This is a genomic window from Paenibacillus sp. J31TS4, from assembly GCF_018403265.1.
Classification (GTDB): domain Bacteria; phylum Bacillota; class Bacilli; order Paenibacillales; family NBRC-103111; genus J31TS4.
Window position 1 is genome coordinate 701,677 of record NZ_BOSI01000001.1, and the last position, 17,565, is coordinate 719,241.

Sequence of the window (17,565 nt, forward strand, 5' to 3'; positions counted from 1 at the left end):
CGAGCCTCTCTCCTTCCGTCCGCCTATTGCCTGCCGCCGGGATTGGCGCCGCCGCCCTGGCCGCCTTGACCGCCTTGGCCACCCTGACCGCCTCCGCCCTGGAAGCCTCCCGTCGGTCCTCCTTGACCGCCGGCCCGGTCCGCGCCACCTGCAGGTATCATTTGACCGCCTTGACCGCCTTGGCCCCCCTGGAACTGCTGGCGCATCTGGTTGGCGTCCTGCTGGTTCATCTTCTGCGAACGCTGGATCACCGGTACGACGACCTCTTCCCCTTCTTTCAGGCCTTCCGTGATCTCGATCTGCGTCTTGTCCTTGATGCCGATCTTGATCTCCCGCTTCTCCGTCGTGCCGTCCGGCAGCTTGACGGTCACCATTCGCTTGCCCTGCTGGGTCTGGATCGCTTCCGTCGGCAGCACCAGAATGTCCCGCTTGTCCTGAATGAGAATCTGGCCCGTGGCGGTCATTCCGTACCGGAGGTCCTTGGTGTCGCTGACCAGCAGCACGACGTCGAAGAACGTGACGCCGTTCGTCGTGGTCCCGACCGTGGAGACCTGGCTGACGACGGCCTGGAATATCCGTCCCGGCAGGGAATCGACCCGGACCTCCGCCTTAAGGCCGGTTTTGATGCTGGGCAGGTCGAGCTCGTCCACCTGAATCGGCAGCTGCATCTTGTCGGTCGCGGCTACCGCGCCAAACTGGACGCCGTTCGCCACCTTCGCCCCAACCGGATAGCTGGCGAGAATATTCGTCCTCTTGTTGACGAAGTCGGTGGAGAAGACGCCGTCGATGGGAGCGGTTACCGTAAGCGCGTTCACTTTTTCCTGCAGTTCGTCGACGGTCACCTGCTGCTCCTCGTAGCTGATCCGCTTGCTCTCGAGGTTATCCTTGAGCGAATTGTTCACGATCGCGGCGATCGGCTCGCCTTCCTTCACCATCTCCCCATTTTTGAAGGGCAGCGACTGAATCGTCCCGCTCACTCCAGCCATGACGGAGACGACCTTGGAATATTGCAGCGTCCCTCCAGAACGAGACTCGCTGACGCGGCCGCTCAGCGGGAAACTGCCCTTCGTGATGACGATGCCGGCTTCGAGCGTCGATTCGCTGCCTACCGCAATCTCGACATCTACGAGCTTGCCGCCTTTCGCATCGGCCTTGGGCGTTGTACCCACCGCCTTGACGGTTCCCGTCTTCGTAAGCAGGAAGCCTTCCGGCGTCAGATCGATCGTGTCCCCCTGCTTCAGCTGAACCGCGTCCTCAAGCGGGAACGTCAGCGTGACGCCCAGTGAGCTCGGATCGGCGATCGTGGCGATCTTGCTCGCCTCGTTCACGTTGGAGCCGACGTCCAGATTGTTCGCATACGTGAGCTTGCCCGAGAGGGGTGCCGTCTTGTTGAGTGAATTCATTTGCGTTTGCAGGTCGTTCGCTTCCTTGGCCAGCTTGTCGAGCGTGGTTTTCGCCTTCTCAAGACTCGTCTCCAAGGTGGCGTTCGACAGCTGAAAGAGCACATCGCCCTTCTTGACGCTTGTATTGCGTGACAAATTCATCACCTTGACGGTGCCTTCGCTCGGCGCGACGATCATCTGGGAATCGGTCGCCTCCAGCTGCGATGTCCCCGATACCGAGGATCGGATGCTGCCCTTCTTGACCGTGGCCAGCACCTCCGCCGGCGCCTGTTCCGCCGCCTTGGTCTTGCCGACGGACAGGTAGAAGGCGGTGCCGCCTCCGCAAACCACGACGGCCGCCAGTCCCGTGAGAACCCATCTGCTTTTCCACCAACCCATTGCTCTCTCCCCTTCTTCGCTACTGGCCCGGAGGTGCACTCGGCACGCGGCGAACCTCCGGGCAAAAAAAAGATCCTGTCTAGACAGACAGGATACCGGGCAAACGTGATCAAACTATGCGATAAGTGTAAAAGATGTGTGAAATTTTGCCAGTTCCGGCCGCCACTACGAGGCGTTCCGCGTCTGCTCGCGTTCCCGATACAGCGGGAAGCGTATCGTAAAGGAAGTGCCTTCGCCCACCCGGCTGTCCACCGCAATCGTCCCGGACATGCCGAGCACGAGGTGCCGCACTATGGTCAGCCCTAGCCCGGTTCCCTCCGTTCCGTGTCCCCGCGACGGATCCGCCTTGTAGAAGCGATCCCAGATCCGGCTCAGCTCCTCCGGCGTCATGCCGATCCCTTCGTCCGCCACCTGAAGCGTGACGGCATCCGCCGCCATGCCTACCCGCACCGTAATACGCTGGCCGGCCGGCGTGAACTGCATGGCGTTGTACAGCAGGTTGTTCACGATTTGGGCGTACCGGTCGGGATCGAGGCGCGCGACCAGCTTTTCTTCCCGGCCGTCCTCGTCCTCAGGAAGCCACACCTCGAGCCGCACTCCTTTCTCGAGCATGGACGGTGCAAGCACGTCGACCGTCTGCTTCGTCAGCCGGACCACGTCGACCGGACGGATGTGAAAGCTAGCCGAGCTGTTCTGAATTTTGGCCAGATCAAGCAGCTCGCTCACCAGCCGCTGAAGCCGCTGCACCTCCTGATCGCAGATCTTGAGGTAATGCGGCAGCTTGTGGTCGGGGATGACCTTGTCGTTCATTGCGAGGATCAGGCCGCGCAGCGTGGTAAGCGGAGAGCGCAGCTCGTGGGACACGTTCGCGAGGAATTCCTGCCGCGTATCCTCCCACTGCTGCAGCTGCTCGACCATGAAGTTAAAGCTCCTCGCGAGCTGACCGATCTCATCGTCGGTCTTCCCTTCCACCCGGATGGTGAAGTCGCCCTCCGCGAGCGCGAGCGCCGCCTGATTCATCTGCTGCAGCGGGCCCGCGAGCTTGCGGGACAACGTGAACAGGATCAGGCCGACCGCCGCCAGGCTGAACAGGAGGGGCACCCATATGTTCCAGCGGACAGCTGCGATCAAGGAGGAGATATCGTTCACCGGCGTCAGCAGGAAGAACACCGCGCCCCCCTCCCCGTCCGGCTTCTCCGGCATAAAGTAGACGAGGTAGTTCTCGACGAAGCGGCCGTCCGGCGAGCGCAGCTGGCTGATCGTGTAGCCGGTCCCGCCCTTCGCCGCCTGGTGGAAGCCCTCGGCGAATTCCGGCGAGAGCGGCCGGCCCTCTCTCTCGGGCTCGGTGCCGTATTGGATCGATCCGTTCGGCCCGACGATCCACACCTGGCCGTTGAAGCTGCGGGCGATGAGACGGATGCCGAAGCGGAGCTCCCGGCTGTACAGCGAGCCCTCGTTATAGCTGCGGAGCATCTGCCGGAGCTCCTCAGACCGGTCGAGCAGCAGCTCTTTTTTATCCTTATAGAAAAGATCGGAGAAGTAGGAATTCCAGAACAAAGCCAGACCGACGAAAAACAGGATGCAGGTGGCCAGAAACGACAGAAACAGCTTCAGGTAGAGGCTTTGGCGGAAGCGGTTAAGCATGCGTCACCTCGAACGAATACCCGATTCCCCAGAGCGTCTGGATCGACCAGTTCGGATAAACGCCCAGCTTCTTGCGGATGTTCTTCACATGCGCGTCGACCGTGCGGGTCCCGCCGGCAAAATCGTAATTCCATACGTGCACGAGCAGGTCGTCGCGCGTGAAGACCCGGCCGGGCGAGCTGGCCATGAAGTAGAGCAGCTCGATCTCCTTGGGCGTGAGATCCGCCTTGATCCCGCCGGCCACCACCCTGTAGCGGTCGAGATCGATCCACAGCGTGCCGAAATCGAGCACCCGGTGCCCGGCTGCCGCGGCTGCCGTCTCTCTGACAGCCGGCTGCGGCCGGGGAGCGGCACGGCGCAGCACCGCCTTAATCCTGGCGACGAGCTCATTCGGATCGAACGGCTTGACGATGTAATCGTCGACGCCGAGATTAAAGCCGCGCAGCTTGTCGATGGGCTCGTCTTTAGCCGTCAGCAGGATGATCGGAATGTCCGCCACCTCTCCGCCCTCCTGGCGGATGAGCCGACACAGCTCGAAGCCGGAGATGTCCGGCAGCATGACGTCCAGCAGGACCAGCCCCGGCGGGTCCACGCGCAGCTGGTCGAGCAGGCCGTGCCCGTTCGGACGGAGCACCGGCTCATAACCGGCGTGCTCCAGGTAGAGCCGAATCACCTCCCGGATATTCGGCTCGTCGTCGACGATCAGCACTTTGTTCGCATTCATTCGCTCCGCCCTCCCTTCTGCCGCAGCCTCGCCTGCTCGCGCAGCAGCCGCTGCCGCTCACGCTCGCGGATGACCTCGGAGCGGTCCCGCAGCTTGTGCTTGTGCAGCAGCCAGTTAGCGGCGGGATCGCTCGGTTTGCCCCAGCCGCTTCCGGCATCCGGCAGCGCGGCGAGACAAGCCTGGAGCAGCCGCTCATCGGTGATAGGCAGATCGAGATCGCGGAACGTCCGCTCCCCGCCCGCGCCCGCAGCCTCTAGGCTCGACAGCCGTTCGCGAAGCCGTGCAAGCAGCTCCTCGCCCGCCAGCCCCAGCTCGGCGAGAGGCTCCCGCTCGAGGTGCCGGAGCGCGCCGGCCGTCATCTTGCGGGCGCCTGCCAGATTGCCCCGGCGCTCGTGGTACTGGCCGACCGCCAGCTGGATCAGCCCGAGCCAGGCGCCCCGGTACGGGCTCCCCGGCTCGCTCTTCCAATGCTCCTCCATGATCTCGTGGCACTCGAAATAATCTCGCTCCGCATGATAGGCTACCAAATACTCGACGTATGCTTTTGGATACTTGTCCATCCATTCTCCCCGTCCCGAAAAAAGTTCTGCCAACATTTTAGCAAATCGGCATAAAAACTGAAACCAATGTCGAGGTTATACGTATCTAGTAGAGCAGAACTATACCACCTACCCTATTTATTACAGGAGGAATGACATGAAACTGAAAAAAATGATCCTGGTTATGCTATCCGCTTTCGTCTTCGTTGCAGCGGCCGGTATCGGTCCGTCCGTGGTCGACGCGAAGCCGAGGGGGGGAAGTTATAAGTCGAATTCGGGCTCGTTCAAGGCCCCGTCCAACAGCACGAATCAGTCGTCCACGAACGGGGCGACGAAGAAAGCCGACCCGTCCACCACGAAAAGCACGAACGGGACGGCCGCGAATACGGCGTCCAAGCCCGGCCTCTTCGGCGGCGGCGGCTTCATGAAGGGCATGCTGTTCGGCGGTCTGGCCGGCATGCTGCTCGGCGGCATGTTCGGCACCGGGTTCTTCGGCAGCATGATGGGCCTGCTCGTCAACCTGATCGCCATCTATCTCATCATCATGGCCGTTGTCATGGTCGTGCGCTACTTCCGCCGCAAGAAGGACAACGATCGCGATGAGAAAAGGACACAGTTTGACAGATGACGCTGAACGAACAAGAGATTATGAACGCGATCTGCCTGCATATCGCGGAACGCAAGCAAATCCAGCCGTCGCAGGTGCAGGTTCAGCTCATGTGGGACGAGGATCTTGGTTTCTCCGCCGAGGTGATCGCGGAGGGGCGCAGCCAGTACCTCATCGAAGCGAACATGAAGGAAGCGATTGAGCGCTACATGCTGAACCAGCACGGGCGCCGCGTCTTCCGCAGCCAGATTGAGCTGGACGTAGAGGACGAGATGTTCGCCGTCATCCACGAGGAGTAGTGCGAGGCGCCATTCTTTTAACCAGAAGAGGCAGACCCTAGGTCTGCCTCTTCTTTGTTTGTTCCGCATCCATTAAGCGATACGTCGGCTTGGGCATCCCGATGCACGTCTTGGCCTGAAAGTGTTGCAGCACCCACTGACCGGGATTGCCTCCAAAACACCGCCAGGACACCATTACAGAATCGACGCCCAAGTCTTGACGGCGGTGAGCGCGATCAGAACGACCAGGCCGTAGCGCAAATACTTGACGTTCAGCTTGGAGCTGACGGCCGAGCCGATCGGCGCTCCAATCAGGCTGCCTATGACGGTGAACAGGATAGGAAGGATGGGGAGAGTGCCCGTCGTCAGCTTCCCGATCACGCCGCCGATCGAGGAGAGGAAGACAATCGCCAGAGAAGAAGCGATCGTCACCCTCGTCGGAATTTTTAATATCGTAAGCATGATGGGAATAAGGATGAACGCTCCGCCCGCCCCAACGATTCCGGATACGATCCCGACCAGAAAAGCCGAGACGGCGGCGATCGTCCGGTTGAACGAAACGTCCCCCTCCGCATGCCGGCTCCCCCGGTTCGGAATGAGCATCAGAATGACGGCAACAATAGCAAGGACGCCATAGATCAGATTGATGACGCCGCTGTCCAGAAATCGCGAGCCGAACCCGCCGAGCAAGCTGCCGAGCAGGATGCTGATTCCCATAACGAGCACAAGAGGTTTGTTCACCACCGCTCCCTGCCCTCTCCTCTGCTTGCGGCGGAATGCGAGCACCCCGGCCAGCGAGGCGAAGAAGACCTGGAACATGCTGATGGACGATACCTGCTGCGCCGAAAAATCGGCTACGCCCGCAGCCGATGGAACAAACAGCAGCAGCGGGTAGTTGATGATGGCGCCTCCGATGCCGAGCAGTCCCGAGAAGAAGGATCCGATCAGTCCCAGCGCAGTCATGACGACCGCGAGCAAGAAGTCCATAAACTATCTCCTCCCTCCTTTGAATAGACCATATCCGCCTATACAATCGAAGTCCGGATAGGATATAATAATTCCTAGTAATTATATAAGATTAAAGGTGGTATCCAGCGATGTCTCTGCTCAAATGGATGTTTGCCAGCAAATGCCCCAAATGCGGCGAGCCGCTGGTCGCAAGCGGCGACGGCGTATGCTCCGTGAAAGCCTGTCCCCATAACCATTATACGGAAGAAACCTACAGCTCGCTCGGTGTCCAAATCGTCTACGATGAGGAGCCGGACAGCTTGAACTAGCGGATGCCGTTCCAGGAGGAACGGGTCCGCTTTTTTTTGTGTGTGCTGCCAGCGGCATTTCTTGTACGCGAACCCGCCTGTCCGAAAAACTGGATCGGAATCAGACCACGCCCTGCGGCCCGGCGTTACTTGTCGTGAACGGCGCAGCGGTTCGGACCGATCTCCATTTCGCGTTGCTCTTCCTCATCCGGCGTCAAAAGGCCCATGTTCGTTTGCCTAATCTCCTGGTAGGCGTTCGGCTGCTGCGGAAGATGCTCGGTAACGGTTGTACGGAACTCCGCCTCGTCCTGGATGTTCAGTCCCGGATTGAATCGGTACAAATCGCCCAGACGGGCCGCTACCTTGCCCCTTTCCCCTAGTTCCGTGATCTTGCCGAAGTGGGCAGGAAGCACGATCAGCTCCTCCGAGAGCTCCTTGTAACGGGCATACAGCGTATGCCGCAGATCGCCTACCCAATCCTCCGCCATGCCGGCCAGATCGGGGCGGCCTATCGATTCGATGAACAGAATGTCTCCTGTCAGCAGATACCGGTCATCGACGAGGATCGACGTACTCCCGCTCGTATGGCCCGGCGAATGCAGCGGCTGGATTCGGATCGTCGTCTTGCCTACCGTCAGATCATGCCCTTCCTCCAACTTCTGATAGGCGTAGACGACTTCACCGGCATCCTTCTCCGGCAGCCAGTAGACGGCACCGGTCCGCTCGGCCAGCTTGCGACCCCCGGAGATATGGTCCGCATGCAGATGGGTATCGAGCACATGCTTGATCCGGACTCCCTTGTCCCTCGCGAAGTCCTCGAAGACGTCGACCATCCGCACGGCGTCCACGACGACGGCTTCCCCGCCCGAGACGATCATGTAAGACAGGCAGCCTTTGCCGATGCGCACAAATTGGTAAATCACGCCTCCGTCCTTCATCCTGCCGACTTCCACCGGCTCGAGATGCTCGCTCCATGCCTTCATGCCGCCCTCGAGGTAAGATACCGTCTCGCGACCGGCTTCCACCAGCTGCTCCGCCACGAACTTGGACGAGCCTTCCTTGGCGCAGACGACGAGCACGTCCTGATCCGCCGGAAGCTGCTCCATGGCGGCGTCGACGCCGTCCAGCAGGTCAAAGTAGGGAATATTGACGATCCGAATGCTCTCCCCCTCGACCTTCCAGTCCTGGAAATCCGATTCGTTGCGAACGTCAAGGATGAACAGCTCTTGCTTGTTCAAGACGTATTGCGTCAATTGTTTGGCCGTCATGGCCTGAAGTCCTTTCTTGGTGCTCATACTGCCCGTCTCCCCTTTCTATGGTCAGCGCCGCAGCGCACTCTCTCTATTGGTTTGCTTCTTTAAACAGACTAGTTTCATGGCCAATATACAAGGGGCCGTCGCCCTTACTCGTCCGATTCCGTAGGACCTGTCCATCCGGCCATCCCAGCCAGCACATTCTTCACATTTCGGTAGCCTTTGCCGGCGAGCTGCCGGCAGGCAAGGTCGCTTCGATTCCCCGTCCGGCAAACGACATAAATCTCCTCGGCTGGGTCCAGCTCCCCTGCACGATCCTCCAGCTCCCCAAGCGGAATGGATTTCGCTTCCGGAATCCGGTGGAACGCGTACTCCGCCGGTTCCCGCACATCCAGAATCGTCATCCGCTCCCCCTTCTCCAGCTTGTTCATCAGCTCACCGGCTGTGATCGTATGCGGGTACCTAGCCTCCTCCTTCGCTTCATGAGGACCGGCTTTGCGCAAATAGTGCTTGAGCACGTCGCCTTCCTGCACAGTGCCCAGGTATTGATGGCCTGTGTTTTTGGCCCAGCTCTGGATGTCGGCCGTGGAGCCTTTGTCGGTCGCCTGGACCTCGAGCACATGACCCGCCTCGAGCACCTGGATCGCTTTCTTCGTTTTAACGATTGGCATTGGACAAGCGAGCCCTTTGCAATCGAGAATTTGGTTCGCATGAATCTGGCTAGCCATTCCACAATCCCTCCGTCTCATCGTGTTGTCTTGTTCATGCCCCGCCTGTCATCTGTCTGTCCGCTCCTGGCGGACGAAAGATGCAGTCAGCCTAAGTTCCTTAGGCTGCCCTCTTATTTGCCAGACGGCTGCAATCTGATGTGCATTGTCATATAATACTTATACCCCTATAGGTATATGGTACGATAATTATTATAGATTCCGCCTAAGAAAATGTCAACCCGGTACGCTTGGAGAAGGGTGCCAGCCCTCTTCGGTCGAATAAGTCAGGAACCTCTGCCCCCGTCCTTCTACCGGCAGAGATGGAATCCGGGAGGTAACTGTTCATGTACAAATCAATAGAAGCTTTTCCGTTCGAAGCTTTATGCGACCGCCTGCAGCTGGGCAAGCTGAAGGAGGATCCTTCCTCTGTCACGGGCGGATTCCTGCACCGGATGTATGTCCTGAATACGGCTTCCGGCAAATATGCGTTGAAGGTGTTGAACCCGGCTATTATGGCTAGGCAGGAGGCGCTCGGGAATTTCGTCCGTTCCGAGCGGATCGCCCAAGAGGCGGCCCATACGATTCCCGCTCTGCCCGCTAAACGGTGGAACGGCGAGGCGCTTCAGAGGCTGGACGGCCGGTTCTTCCTGCTGTATGAATGGCAGGAAGGAGCTCGTCTTATGCCAGCGGAGATAACAGAAGAACACAGCGCGTGCATCGGCCGTTTGCTGGCGGAGCTGCACCGGACGGATTTTTCCGGGCTTGATCTTGCTCCGGCCGCACCGGGCCCCCTCCAGCCCACCGACTGGAGGATGCTGGGTACCCAGGGAGACGCGGCAGGGGCTCCATGGGCTCCCTTGTTGAACAGCTATTTGGACTCTCTCTTCGAATGGCAGGACGAGACATTGCAGGCGGTGGAAGCGCTAACCCGCGGCCAGCGGATCAGCCATCGGGATCTGGATGCCAAAAACGTCCTTTGGTCGGGCGGCCGTCCGGTCATTGTGGACTGGGAATCCGCCGGGTATGTCCATCCAATGGCGGATATGACGGAGACCGCGTTGTACTGGGCCGAAACAGAGGACGGAACGATCGACGGAAGCCGCTTCCTGGCTTTTCTCGGGGCGTATCGCCAAAGAGGCGCCGCTCCGTCCGCCGATTGGCGAACCGTACTTGCGGCCGGCTATCGGGGCAAGCTGGACTGGCTTGCGTACAGCTGCAGACGATCGCTCGGCCTCGAGGGAGCGGACGAACAGGAGCGGCAAACCGGATCGTCGCAAGTCGCACATACCTTGCACGCTCTGCGGCGTTATGCCGATCAGCTCCCGGCGCTGGAGCGGTGGCTCTGCGACGCTTTCCGCTGAAGGCGCCGGGGAGCTGCCCAGAGCCCAGGGCGCTATCCGCCGGCAACCGCTCCGCGCAACAAAAAAAAGCTGCGATGGCCTCGCAGCTTTTTCCTTTGGTCCCCGATCCTATTCGCCGGGTTCCCGGGTGAATTCGAGCAGCAGCCTCTTCTCGAAGCCGCCTCGCTCGGTCTTTTTCTCTAGGCGCACCGCCTCAAAGGCTTCCGGTGAGACTCCGTCGTTCTCCAGAATGGCGTACACCACCTCCATGAGGTCGGCCAGCTCTTCGACCCGCCCGCTCGGCGCGGCCTCCAGATATTCGCGCAGCTCCTCCTGGAGCTTGGTATCCAATGCCTCCGCATACTCCCGTTCGCCGAGTTCCCTAACTTCATAGCGGACACCCCGAGCTTCCAGCAGCCCCGGAATGCGGTCGCGGATGAGCTTCCGATGGACGATCATTTGCCCGCTCCCTCCTTTTCCTCTCTAACTAAACTATCCATTCGTTTCGCTCTGAGTGTAAGGAGGATCAGACGAATGGTCAAGCGTGTCAGTTTGTTAACATAAGAACGATTACCGGACCTCTTCTTCCACCTTGCGAACAGTTCTGACTATAGAACAACCGCAGTGTCCGCTTGCTGTCCGGACGGCCGGCTCGGTGCGATCCGCTGCTTCGCCAATTCAGCCCTGCTCTGCTCCGTAAAGAGCGACTTGTAGTAGCCGCCCCACTCCATCAGCTCCCGATGGCTGCCGCTCTCCGCAATGCCGCCTTGCTTCATGACGAAGATACAGTCCGCGTGAATGACCGTCGACAACCTGTGCGCAACCAGAATGACGGTTTTCTCCCGTCCCGCCTCCATTACCGATTGCTGGACCAGCTTCTCGCTTTCGTTGTCCAAAGCGCTCGTCGCTTCGTCCAGCAGCAGAATCGAAGGATTCTTGAGGAAGACCCGCGCCAGCGCGATGCGCTGCCTTTGGCCGCCGGACAGCTTGATTCCCCTCTCGCCGACCTCGGTTTCATACCCTTCCGGCAGACCGCTGATGAAAGAATGCGCATGGGCTTTTCGGGCAGCCCGCATGACCTCGCTGTCCGCCGCGTCCAATCTGCCGATCCGGATGTTGTCCATGACTGAGGAGCTGTACAAGAAGCTGTCCTGCGTCACAATGCCGATATGGTCCCGAAGGCTGGCAAAGGAAAGCTCCTTGACGTTCACCCCGTCGATCAGCACCTCCCCGTCCTCCACATCGTACAACCGGGTCAACAAGTGCAGAATTGTGCTTTTTCCCCCGCCGCTCTCGCCGACAAAGGCATACGTCCTGCCTTTTTGCAGCGTGAACGACAAATTCCGAATCAGCGGACGATCTTTCCGGTAAGAGAACGAGACGTTGCGAAAGGCGATGGCGTCCCGAAACTCGCCGAGCTCCCGCGGCTGCTCTCTCTCCTGAACGGAAGAGGGAGTATCCAAGAAATCGAAGATTCGCTTCATGGCCACCCCGCCCTCTGCAATGGCCGGGAACGCCTGGACAAGAGCGCTCACGGGCGCTCTCATTCGATCGACGTAAGCGAAGAAAGCGATCAGCGCGCCCAGCGTCAGCCGGCCATCCAGGACTAGGAGACTGCCGGCCAGCACCACAAGGAACGGCGTCGCGTCGGCCAGGACGTTGACTGCGGCAAGCGACATCGCGTTGACGCGCGCCTGGCGGTCGGTCAGATGCTCGAAGCGAACCAGATGCTTTCCCAGCTCTTCTTTATCCTTCCGCTCGGCTGCAAACAGCCGGGACAGGAACGCTCCCTGGATTTTTTCGAAGACGAATCCGCTCAGCACCGAACGATATTTCATCAGCTGCCGCGTCGTCTGCTTGAGCCTCTTGGAGAAGAAATGGGCCAGCGCAAACTGAAGACCGACCAGCAGCACCGCCATTAGTGTCAGCGGCGCATGCAGGCTGAGCATAATGCCGACGACGAAGAGCAGCACGGTCAGCTCGATCCATACGTTCGAGAACATAGCGGTCATATACCCTCTTATCTTCTCGATGTCGTCAAAAAACCGGGTTCCGATCTCGCCGCTTTTATGGTCGGCGAGATAGTCGGCGTCGAGCTTGTGAACCTTCTGAAACGTATCGGTGCGCAAATCCCGGATGATGTTATTGTTAGCCTTGTGAAGAAACCACTGCCGGACGTATTCCATCGGCCCGCGAATGAGGAAGAAGACGGCGAGAACACCGGCCGCAAGCAGAAGCAGCTGGTTCAGCTTCTCTCCATAGGCCATTGTTTTGTCCGGGAGCAGATGGTCGAACAGATACTTCATGATCAGGGGGACGGACAGCGGAATCAGGAATCGGAAAAGACTGCCGATAAAGCCAAGCAGGTACAGACCGATCTGTCTTTGTGCATACGGTCGAAATCGTTTAAACAGCTCCATAACGGACACTCCTTGTCGTTCGCGTGCGAACCAATTGGGATAGCTCCATCTTAGAGCAGTCCGGCTCCCTCTCCCGCGCAAATAACAATCCTCCGCGCGCAAAACTAGAAGCCTCTCCCCGCAAAGAAATGCGTGCCTCCCGCAAAAATTGCCCTACCCGGCATCCTGGCATTCCGCAGACAAATAAAGGCCGCTCCCGAGGGAGCGGCCGATCCAGGACAGGCGGTTATGCCGCCGGTTTGCTGCGTGCTGGCTTGGTCTTGTACTTGCCCGCAAACCAGAACATAAGCGGAACGAGGCAAGCGGTGGGCAGCAGCCAGAGCAGGAGGCTTGTAGCCTCCACCCCGAGCAGTCTCGGCACGCCGAAGACGAGGAACGCCGTCACGGTCGCGATGCAGCAGGACAGCATACCGACCAGGTGCTCCACGATCCAATGCGAAGGCCCGGAGGGTGGTCTCAGCCAGTATTTGAGCTGCAGGAACCCGAGGAACAGCCCGATGAGCGGAAAGGCTTGCAACAGGGGAAAGCCGATCGCCCATCCGTATCCGGATATCCCGAGACCGCTGATAACCAGCAGCGACGGGAACAGAAGGTCGACCGCTCGTCGATGCGGCGTTTTCCGTCTCTTGAAACGCAGCGCACGCAGGCCGTACCAGGCGGTGGCTGAGCTCAGCACGGCTACGAAGATCAGAAACCAGGAATACGGAATGGCGTCCTCGTCGGGGCCCGCATCCCAGGTCAGACGGTAGAGTCCCATCAGCAAGGCGGTGATGGAGACGGCACCCATCGCGGCGACATAGAGCCAGCCGATGACGGCATGCGCCCGTCCTCCCTTCCTGGTGACCAGCGGAAGCCAAAAGACGGCTAGCGCCATGAAGCCTGCGAGAATATGAAGCAAACGAAGAACCGCAAAGAATGTTTGCATGATGGGATCTTTACTCCTTTTCAATTGGCATTAACGGTTCCCCGCGGGGACATTCACCACATACGATGTCGTGACCACCTGCCCGTCTCGCTGAAACTGGGCCCATACTTTGTACAGACCGCTTCCCGGGAACGCCGCTTCGAATTTCGCTTCCGGTCCCGTCCCCTGGCCGGTCTCGGCATGCACGTGAACATACCGTTCCCCGTCCTCCGACAATACGACGACGTGTCCGATCGCGCCGAGATAGGGCTCGAGGTTAGTGACCGGCCTGCCAGTGATCGATTCGGTGATGGTGAATGTCAGTGCGGCTTCCTTGCCGGCCTGCAGGCCTGCCGCCTCAAGCCCCACGGCCAGTCCTCCGGACACTTCGACGTCCGTCGATTCCCGAAGCGCTGAGGAAGCGGGTGCGTCGTTTCCCACGACCTGTACCCACCCCAGCTTGGAGATCGCGTCTCCTCCGACCGGCTTGAAGTCTGCGATGAATCGGTACGTTCCTCCGGATGGGAAGACGTGTTCTACTTCGAACACGCCTTCCCCGCGGTATACCGGATGGAGGTGGGCGAACGCGGACAAATCCCGGCTAACGACGATCAGATGCAGCAGCTTCTCGTGATGCTCTTCGAATGCTTCGATCGGCGTCCCGTCTGCTCGCACAAGCTTGAGACGGATCATTGCCGGTTCGCCGCTGCCGCCAAGGCCTCCTGACACGCTCCACATCGCCGTCACCGTATCTGCCATCAGCCGGCTGCTGACGGCCAGCGCTCTTTCGTTCTCCCAGGAAGACTTCATCCCGCAGCCCGACAGTCCGCTCAGTAATGCAGCAAGTAAGAGTACTAGCGTCATCTTGATGCGCTTATTCATAGCGCAGCGCCTCCCCGAGCTTGGTTTTGGCGGCCCGGGCAGCCGGGAGCAGGCTGGCGGTCAGACTGACGGCCAGGCCGAAGAGGGCAATCAGCAGCAGGATGCCGGGCGATACGCGGAACGGGAAGGTCAGCGAGTGGATGTCGAGGAACCGGGTCGTCAGGTAGAGCAGCAGCGTGCCGAGCAGGATGCCGCCCAAGGTAGCCGCCGCCCCGATTCCCATTCCTTCCAGCATAACCATCCGGACGACCTGGCTCCGGGTCACGCCGACGGCACGCAGCATGCCTAGCTCCCGAATCCGCTCCATGATGTTCATGAGCAGCGTATTCGTAATGCCGATGCCCGAGATGACAGTCGCCAGAATGATGAGGAGATGAACGACGCTGAACGAGCCGGTATAGACCGCGCTGATGACGGACACCCAATCCTCCGGTCCGAACATCTCCTCGATCCGCGCGCCGAACCGGTCAAAGATGTTCTCCCGCAGCTGCAAAGGCGCATAGTCCTCTTGCTTCAGCACGAGAGCGTTCCTTTCGTATTTCACTCCAAAGCTGGTCCGGAAATGCTCCTTGTTCATGAACGCTCCGTAGCCGCTGTTCTTCATTGTCTCGACGACGCCCGCCACCCGGAAGGAACGCGGTCCCTCAGGCGTCTCCAGCAGGATCCGGTCGCCGACCGTCCCGCCCCACAGCTGGTACGAGATACGGTCCATGAGCAGCTCATCGCTCGCCAATCGTCTGATCGTCTCACCGGGCGCCGACCCCTCGGAGGTGAACAATGGGAACCGGTCGATCCAGTCCTCGCCGACCCCGTAAACCGGCAGCTTTCGCTTGTCGCCGTTCAGATGCCAGACGACCGCCTGTAGCGGATACGTCACCGCGTCCGCGACACCTTCCGTGTCTCTCAGCAGCTGCAGATCGTCAGGCTCGATGTGGTGGAGCATGACGTCCAGATTTCCGCCGTAAGTCGCATGAATGACGCGTTCGTAGGTTTGAATGAGAGCGGCGTTCAACGAGCTCATGAGCACGATCATCGCAATGCCGAGACACAGGATGACGGACGTCATCGAGGTACGGCCGAGGCTGCGGGACAGATTCCGGCCGGCCAGCTCTCCCGTGAAGCCGAACAAAGTCCGGTAGAGCGGCTTCAAGCAGGCGACGAAGCCGCGGAACAGGTACGGGAACACAAGCGCGACCCCGGTCAGCAGCGGGACGAGCAGGACGAGATGCGGAATGAAGAAGCCGGACAGAATAAGGACCATTCCCGCTATCAAGGGCCAGCGCCTGCGGACCGGGCGGGTCTTCTTCCGCAGCTCGTCGGCTACGCTCGATCGGCCCGCCTTCCGGATCGGATACAGCGAGGCCGCGAGCGGAATCAGAATGCCCGCCGGCACGGCGGCGAGGAAGCCTGCTGCCAGTGCGGTACCCGCCTCCTGGTGAATACTCAGCAGCAGGAAGAGCAAGGCCTTGAGACCAGCCGCAAGTCCAGAGCCGGCCAGCAAGCCCGCTGCCGTTCCGATCAGCGACAGGAAGAGCACTTCATAAAGAACAAGCAGGCGGAGCTGATCCGAGGTGTACCCGATCGTCCGCATGGCCGCAAATTCGCCGCGGCGCTCCTGAACGCTGACATAGAGGGAGTGGAAGATGACGAATGCGCTAAGCGAGATGCCGAGGAAGCCGGCCATATACAGCGCCAGGAAGAACGTATTGACATCCTTGAACTGAGCATCGGCGTCGAGAAGCACCGGCTGCACGTACAGCTCCTCCCCCCGCTCCTTCAGCTGTCCTGCGACTCGTTCCTGCACCCGGGAAGGGTCCGTTCCGTCCAGTATCTTGATGCTAATGCCTTCGATCTTCCCGGCTAGCCCAAACCAATCCTGAACGGCCGACAACGGCACGACGACTGTCCACGGATGGTATTTGGCCATCGTCCAGCTGGATGGGCCCATCAGCTCAATGGTGTAGCGGACGACGGCCGCTATCTTGATCTCCCGAAGGCCGGTATCGGTCACCAGAGCGATCGTATCGCCGACGTCGGCCCCCCATACGCGGGCGGTCCGGTCCGAGATCACCGCTCCGTCCGTGCCCAGCTTTCCCTTGACGACCTGGAACGCGGTAAGGGCGGTATCCGTGTCGCTGTAGCCACGAAGATCGACCCGCTTCTGAATATCGGTTATGCCTGGAGCGTCCCATTTGAGCTTGGCGCTGTGCTTGAGCATGGCTACGGAGGCGGTGCCTTCCACCGCCTGAATCGAACTGATCGCATTCTCCCGGAAGTAGGCGTCCGTTCCCTGAACGGTAAAGTCGGCTTTCCCGAACACCGACTGCAGGTATTGGGGGAGCGCCTTCTTGGCCGATTCGACGGAGGCGATCACCCCGAGGATGGAGGCGACGCCGATCACGATGGACAGCAGCGTCAGCAGCGATCTTGTTTTGCGGCGCATCAGATTGCGCCATGCGAGCTGCCGGAGTGTCATTTCGCCACCGCCTTTTCCGCTTCGTCCGAAGCGATGGCGCCGTCAAGCAGCGTGACGACCCGGCTGGCCGCTTCCGCCGCATACCGGTCATGGGTTACCATGACGACGGTGATCTGCTCCTCCCGGTTTAGGCGGGACAGGAGCTCCAGGACATCCCGGCCGTTCTTGCGATCCAGATTGCCTGTCGGCTCATCCGCCAGGAGCAGCTTGGGCTTCATAGCCAGCGCCCTCGCGATGGCAACGCGCTGCTGCTGCCCGCCGCTCAGCTGGGAGGGGAAGCTTTTCTCCTTACCCGTCAAATTCACTTGCCCGATCAAGCGGGCAACGGCACGCTCCATCTCCGCCTTCGGCGTTCTGCTGGCGGCCAGCGACAATGCGATGTTCTCGGCCGCCGTCATCATCGGCAGCAGCTGATAATTCTGGAAGACGAAGCCGACCTTGGACCGGCGGAACAGCGTCCGTTCCTTCTCGCTCAGCTTCTCGAGCGGCTCTCCGTCCACCCGAACGCTTCCTGTCGTGGGCAGATCCAGTCCTCCGAGCAGTTGAAGCAAGGTGCTCTTTCCAGACCCGCTCGGCCCCATGACGGCTACGAATTCGCCTTTCCGGATCTCGAGATCCGTTTCCTGCAGGGCGGTGAACGTTCCCGCTTCCGACCCGAATACTTTGGCTGCCTTTTCCAATTTGATCATGATCTTGGTTTCCTCCTCCATGGCCGCCCCCCGGGCGCGCCTGTTCCGATCTGGATTCATCA

Annotated in this window: 17 protein-coding genes; 4 read left to right on the plus strand and 13 right to left on the minus strand. The window is 60.0% G+C overall.

All coding sequences use genetic code 11. The features are described 5' to 3' along the window. Positions 1-23 precede the first annotated feature (23 nt). The 4 genes from KJS47_RS03100 to KJS47_RS03115 form a co-directional block, all read right to left on the minus strand. The gene (locus KJS47_RS03100) at positions 24-1,781 is read right to left on the minus strand and encodes a permuted SH3 domain-containing protein (RefSeq protein ID WP_213522684.1); all 1,758 of its coding nucleotides are present in this window, start codon (positions 1,779-1,781) and stop codon (positions 24-26) included. Between the two features lie 165 nt (positions 1,782-1,946). Next, positions 1,947-3,425 carry a sensor histidine kinase gene (locus KJS47_RS03105; RefSeq protein ID WP_213522686.1) on the minus strand — a complete coding sequence of 493 codons (1,479 nt, stop codon included), beginning with the start codon at positions 3,423-3,425 and terminating at the stop codon, positions 1,947-1,949. Then, positions 3,418-4,149, minus strand: a complete 732-nt coding sequence (locus KJS47_RS03110) for a response regulator transcription factor (RefSeq protein WP_213522688.1) — start codon at positions 4,147-4,149, stop codon at positions 3,418-3,420. Before KJS47_RS03110 ends, KJS47_RS03105 begins: the two co-directional genes overlap by 8 nt. Then, the gene (locus tag KJS47_RS03115) at positions 4,146-4,709 is read right to left on the minus strand and encodes a DUF309 domain-containing protein (protein ID WP_213522690.1); all 564 of its coding nucleotides are present in this window, start codon (positions 4,707-4,709) and stop codon (positions 4,146-4,148) included. The genes KJS47_RS03110 and KJS47_RS03115 overlap by 4 nt, the downstream gene beginning before the upstream one ends. A 136-nt stretch (positions 4,710-4,845) precedes the next feature. Between KJS47_RS03115 and KJS47_RS03120 the strand changes: the two genes are divergently transcribed. Together KJS47_RS03120 and KJS47_RS03125 are read left to right on the plus strand one after the other, a co-directional pair. Continuing rightward, a complete protein-coding gene (locus KJS47_RS03120; RefSeq protein ID WP_213522692.1) occupies positions 4,846-5,316 on the plus strand; it encodes a hypothetical protein in 471 nt (156 codons plus the stop codon). Further along, positions 5,313-5,594 carry a YxcD family protein gene (locus tag KJS47_RS03125; RefSeq protein WP_213522694.1) on the plus strand — a complete coding sequence of 94 codons (282 nt, stop codon included), beginning with the start codon at positions 5,313-5,315 and terminating at the stop codon, positions 5,592-5,594. Before KJS47_RS03120 ends, KJS47_RS03125 begins: the two co-directional genes overlap by 4 nt. A 174-nt stretch (positions 5,595-5,768) precedes the next feature. Here KJS47_RS03125 and KJS47_RS03130 read toward each other — a convergent pair whose 3' ends face one another. After that, positions 5,769-6,560: a sulfite exporter TauE/SafE family protein gene (locus KJS47_RS03130; RefSeq protein WP_213522696.1), complete on the minus strand. Its 792-nt coding sequence runs from the start codon at positions 6,558-6,560 to the stop codon at positions 5,769-5,771. 110 nt (positions 6,561-6,670) lie between these two features. On the opposite strand from KJS47_RS03130, the gene KJS47_RS03135 reads away from it, so the two are divergent. Beyond that, the gene (locus tag KJS47_RS03135) at positions 6,671-6,850 is read left to right on the plus strand and encodes a hypothetical protein (RefSeq protein WP_213522698.1); all 180 of its coding nucleotides are present in this window, start codon (positions 6,671-6,673) and stop codon (positions 6,848-6,850) included. A gap of 125 nt (positions 6,851-6,975) precedes the next feature. Here KJS47_RS03135 and KJS47_RS03140 read toward each other — a convergent pair whose 3' ends face one another. Beyond that, positions 6,976-8,124 (minus strand): MBL fold metallo-hydrolase, encoded by a 1,149-nt coding sequence (locus tag KJS47_RS03140; protein ID WP_213522700.1) that lies wholly within the window; start codon positions 8,122-8,124, stop codon positions 6,976-6,978. 107 nt (positions 8,125-8,231) lie between these two features. Further along, positions 8,232-8,810, minus strand: coding sequence for a sulfurtransferase TusA family protein (locus KJS47_RS03145; RefSeq protein ID WP_213522702.1), 579 nt, complete (start codon positions 8,808-8,810; stop codon positions 8,232-8,234). A 326-nt stretch (positions 8,811-9,136) separates the two neighbouring features. On the opposite strand from KJS47_RS03145, the gene KJS47_RS03150 reads away from it, so the two are divergent. Next, on the plus strand, positions 9,137-10,153 hold the full coding sequence (locus KJS47_RS03150; RefSeq protein ID WP_213522704.1) for a phosphotransferase: 1,017 nt from the start codon (positions 9,137-9,139) through the stop codon (positions 10,151-10,153). A gap of 108 nt (positions 10,154-10,261) precedes the next feature. On the opposite strand, the gene KJS47_RS03155 is transcribed toward KJS47_RS03150, so the two are convergent. The 6 genes from KJS47_RS03155 to KJS47_RS03180 form a co-directional block, all read right to left on the minus strand. Next, the gene (locus KJS47_RS03155; RefSeq protein WP_213522705.1) at positions 10,262-10,591 is read right to left on the minus strand and encodes a nucleoside triphosphate pyrophosphohydrolase; all 330 of its coding nucleotides are present in this window, start codon (positions 10,589-10,591) and stop codon (positions 10,262-10,264) included. Between the two features lie 149 nt (positions 10,592-10,740). Beyond that, the gene (locus tag KJS47_RS03160) at positions 10,741-12,552 is read right to left on the minus strand and encodes an ABC transporter ATP-binding protein (RefSeq protein ID WP_213522707.1); all 1,812 of its coding nucleotides are present in this window, start codon (positions 12,550-12,552) and stop codon (positions 10,741-10,743) included. Positions 12,553-12,778: 226 nt separating this feature from the next. Further along, positions 12,779-13,477: a DUF2306 domain-containing protein gene (locus KJS47_RS03165; protein ID WP_213522709.1), complete on the minus strand. Its 699-nt coding sequence runs from the start codon at positions 13,475-13,477 to the stop codon at positions 12,779-12,781. A gap of 30 nt (positions 13,478-13,507) precedes the next feature. Further along, the gene (locus KJS47_RS03170) at positions 13,508-14,338 is read right to left on the minus strand and encodes a hypothetical protein (RefSeq protein WP_213522711.1); all 831 of its coding nucleotides are present in this window, start codon (positions 14,336-14,338) and stop codon (positions 13,508-13,510) included. Then, positions 14,331-16,814, minus strand: a complete 2,484-nt coding sequence (locus tag KJS47_RS03175; RefSeq protein ID WP_213522713.1) for an FtsX-like permease family protein — start codon at positions 16,812-16,814, stop codon at positions 14,331-14,333. The genes KJS47_RS03170 and KJS47_RS03175 overlap by 8 nt, the downstream gene beginning before the upstream one ends. Beyond that, positions 16,811-17,503: an ABC transporter ATP-binding protein gene (locus tag KJS47_RS03180; protein WP_213522715.1), complete on the minus strand. Its 693-nt coding sequence runs from the start codon at positions 17,501-17,503 to the stop codon at positions 16,811-16,813. The genes KJS47_RS03175 and KJS47_RS03180 overlap by 4 nt, the downstream gene beginning before the upstream one ends. Between the last annotated feature and the right edge of the window lie 62 nt (positions 17,504-17,565).

Coding starts and splice junctions, on each gene's coding strand:
- KJS47_RS03100 (WP_213522684.1), bottom strand. CDS start 1,781: ATGGGTTGGTGGAAAAGCAGATGGGTTCTCACGGGACTGGCGGCCGTC.
- KJS47_RS03105 (WP_213522686.1), bottom strand. CDS start 3,425: ATGCTTAACCGCTTCCGCCAAAGCCTCTACCTGAAGCTGTTTCTGTCG.
- KJS47_RS03110 (WP_213522688.1), bottom strand. CDS start 4,149: ATGAATGCGAACAAAGTGCTGATCGTCGACGACGAGCCGAATATCCGG.
- KJS47_RS03115 (WP_213522690.1), bottom strand. CDS start 4,709: ATGGACAAGTATCCAAAAGCATACGTCGAGTATTTGGTAGCCTATCAT.
- KJS47_RS03120 (WP_213522692.1), top strand. CDS start 4,846: ATGAAACTGAAAAAAATGATCCTGGTTATGCTATCCGCTTTCGTCTTC.
- KJS47_RS03125 (WP_213522694.1), top strand. CDS start 5,313: ATGACGCTGAACGAACAAGAGATTATGAACGCGATCTGCCTGCATATC.
- KJS47_RS03130 (WP_213522696.1), bottom strand. CDS start 6,560: ATGGACTTCTTGCTCGCGGTCGTCATGACTGCGCTGGGACTGATCGGA.
- KJS47_RS03135 (WP_213522698.1), top strand. CDS start 6,671: ATGTCTCTGCTCAAATGGATGTTTGCCAGCAAATGCCCCAAATGCGGC.
- KJS47_RS03140 (WP_213522700.1), bottom strand. CDS start 8,124: ATGAGCACCAAGAAAGGACTTCAGGCCATGACGGCCAAACAATTGACG.
- KJS47_RS03145 (WP_213522702.1), bottom strand. CDS start 8,810: ATGGCTAGCCAGATTCATGCGAACCAAATTCTCGATTGCAAAGGGCTC.
- KJS47_RS03150 (WP_213522704.1), top strand. CDS start 9,137: ATGTACAAATCAATAGAAGCTTTTCCGTTCGAAGCTTTATGCGACCGC.
- KJS47_RS03155 (WP_213522705.1), bottom strand. CDS start 10,591: ATGATCGTCCATCGGAAGCTCATCCGCGACCGCATTCCGGGGCTGCTG.
- KJS47_RS03160 (WP_213522707.1), bottom strand. CDS start 12,552: ATGGAGCTGTTTAAACGATTTCGACCGTATGCACAAAGACAGATCGGT.
- KJS47_RS03165 (WP_213522709.1), bottom strand. CDS start 13,477: ATGCAAACATTCTTTGCGGTTCTTCGTTTGCTTCATATTCTCGCAGGC.
- KJS47_RS03170 (WP_213522711.1), bottom strand. CDS start 14,338: ATGAATAAGCGCATCAAGATGACGCTAGTACTCTTACTTGCTGCATTA.
- KJS47_RS03175 (WP_213522713.1), bottom strand. CDS start 16,814: ATGACACTCCGGCAGCTCGCATGGCGCAATCTGATGCGCCGCAAAACA.
- KJS47_RS03180 (WP_213522715.1), bottom strand. CDS start 17,503: ATGATCAAATTGGAAAAGGCAGCCAAAGTATTCGGGTCGGAAGCGGGA.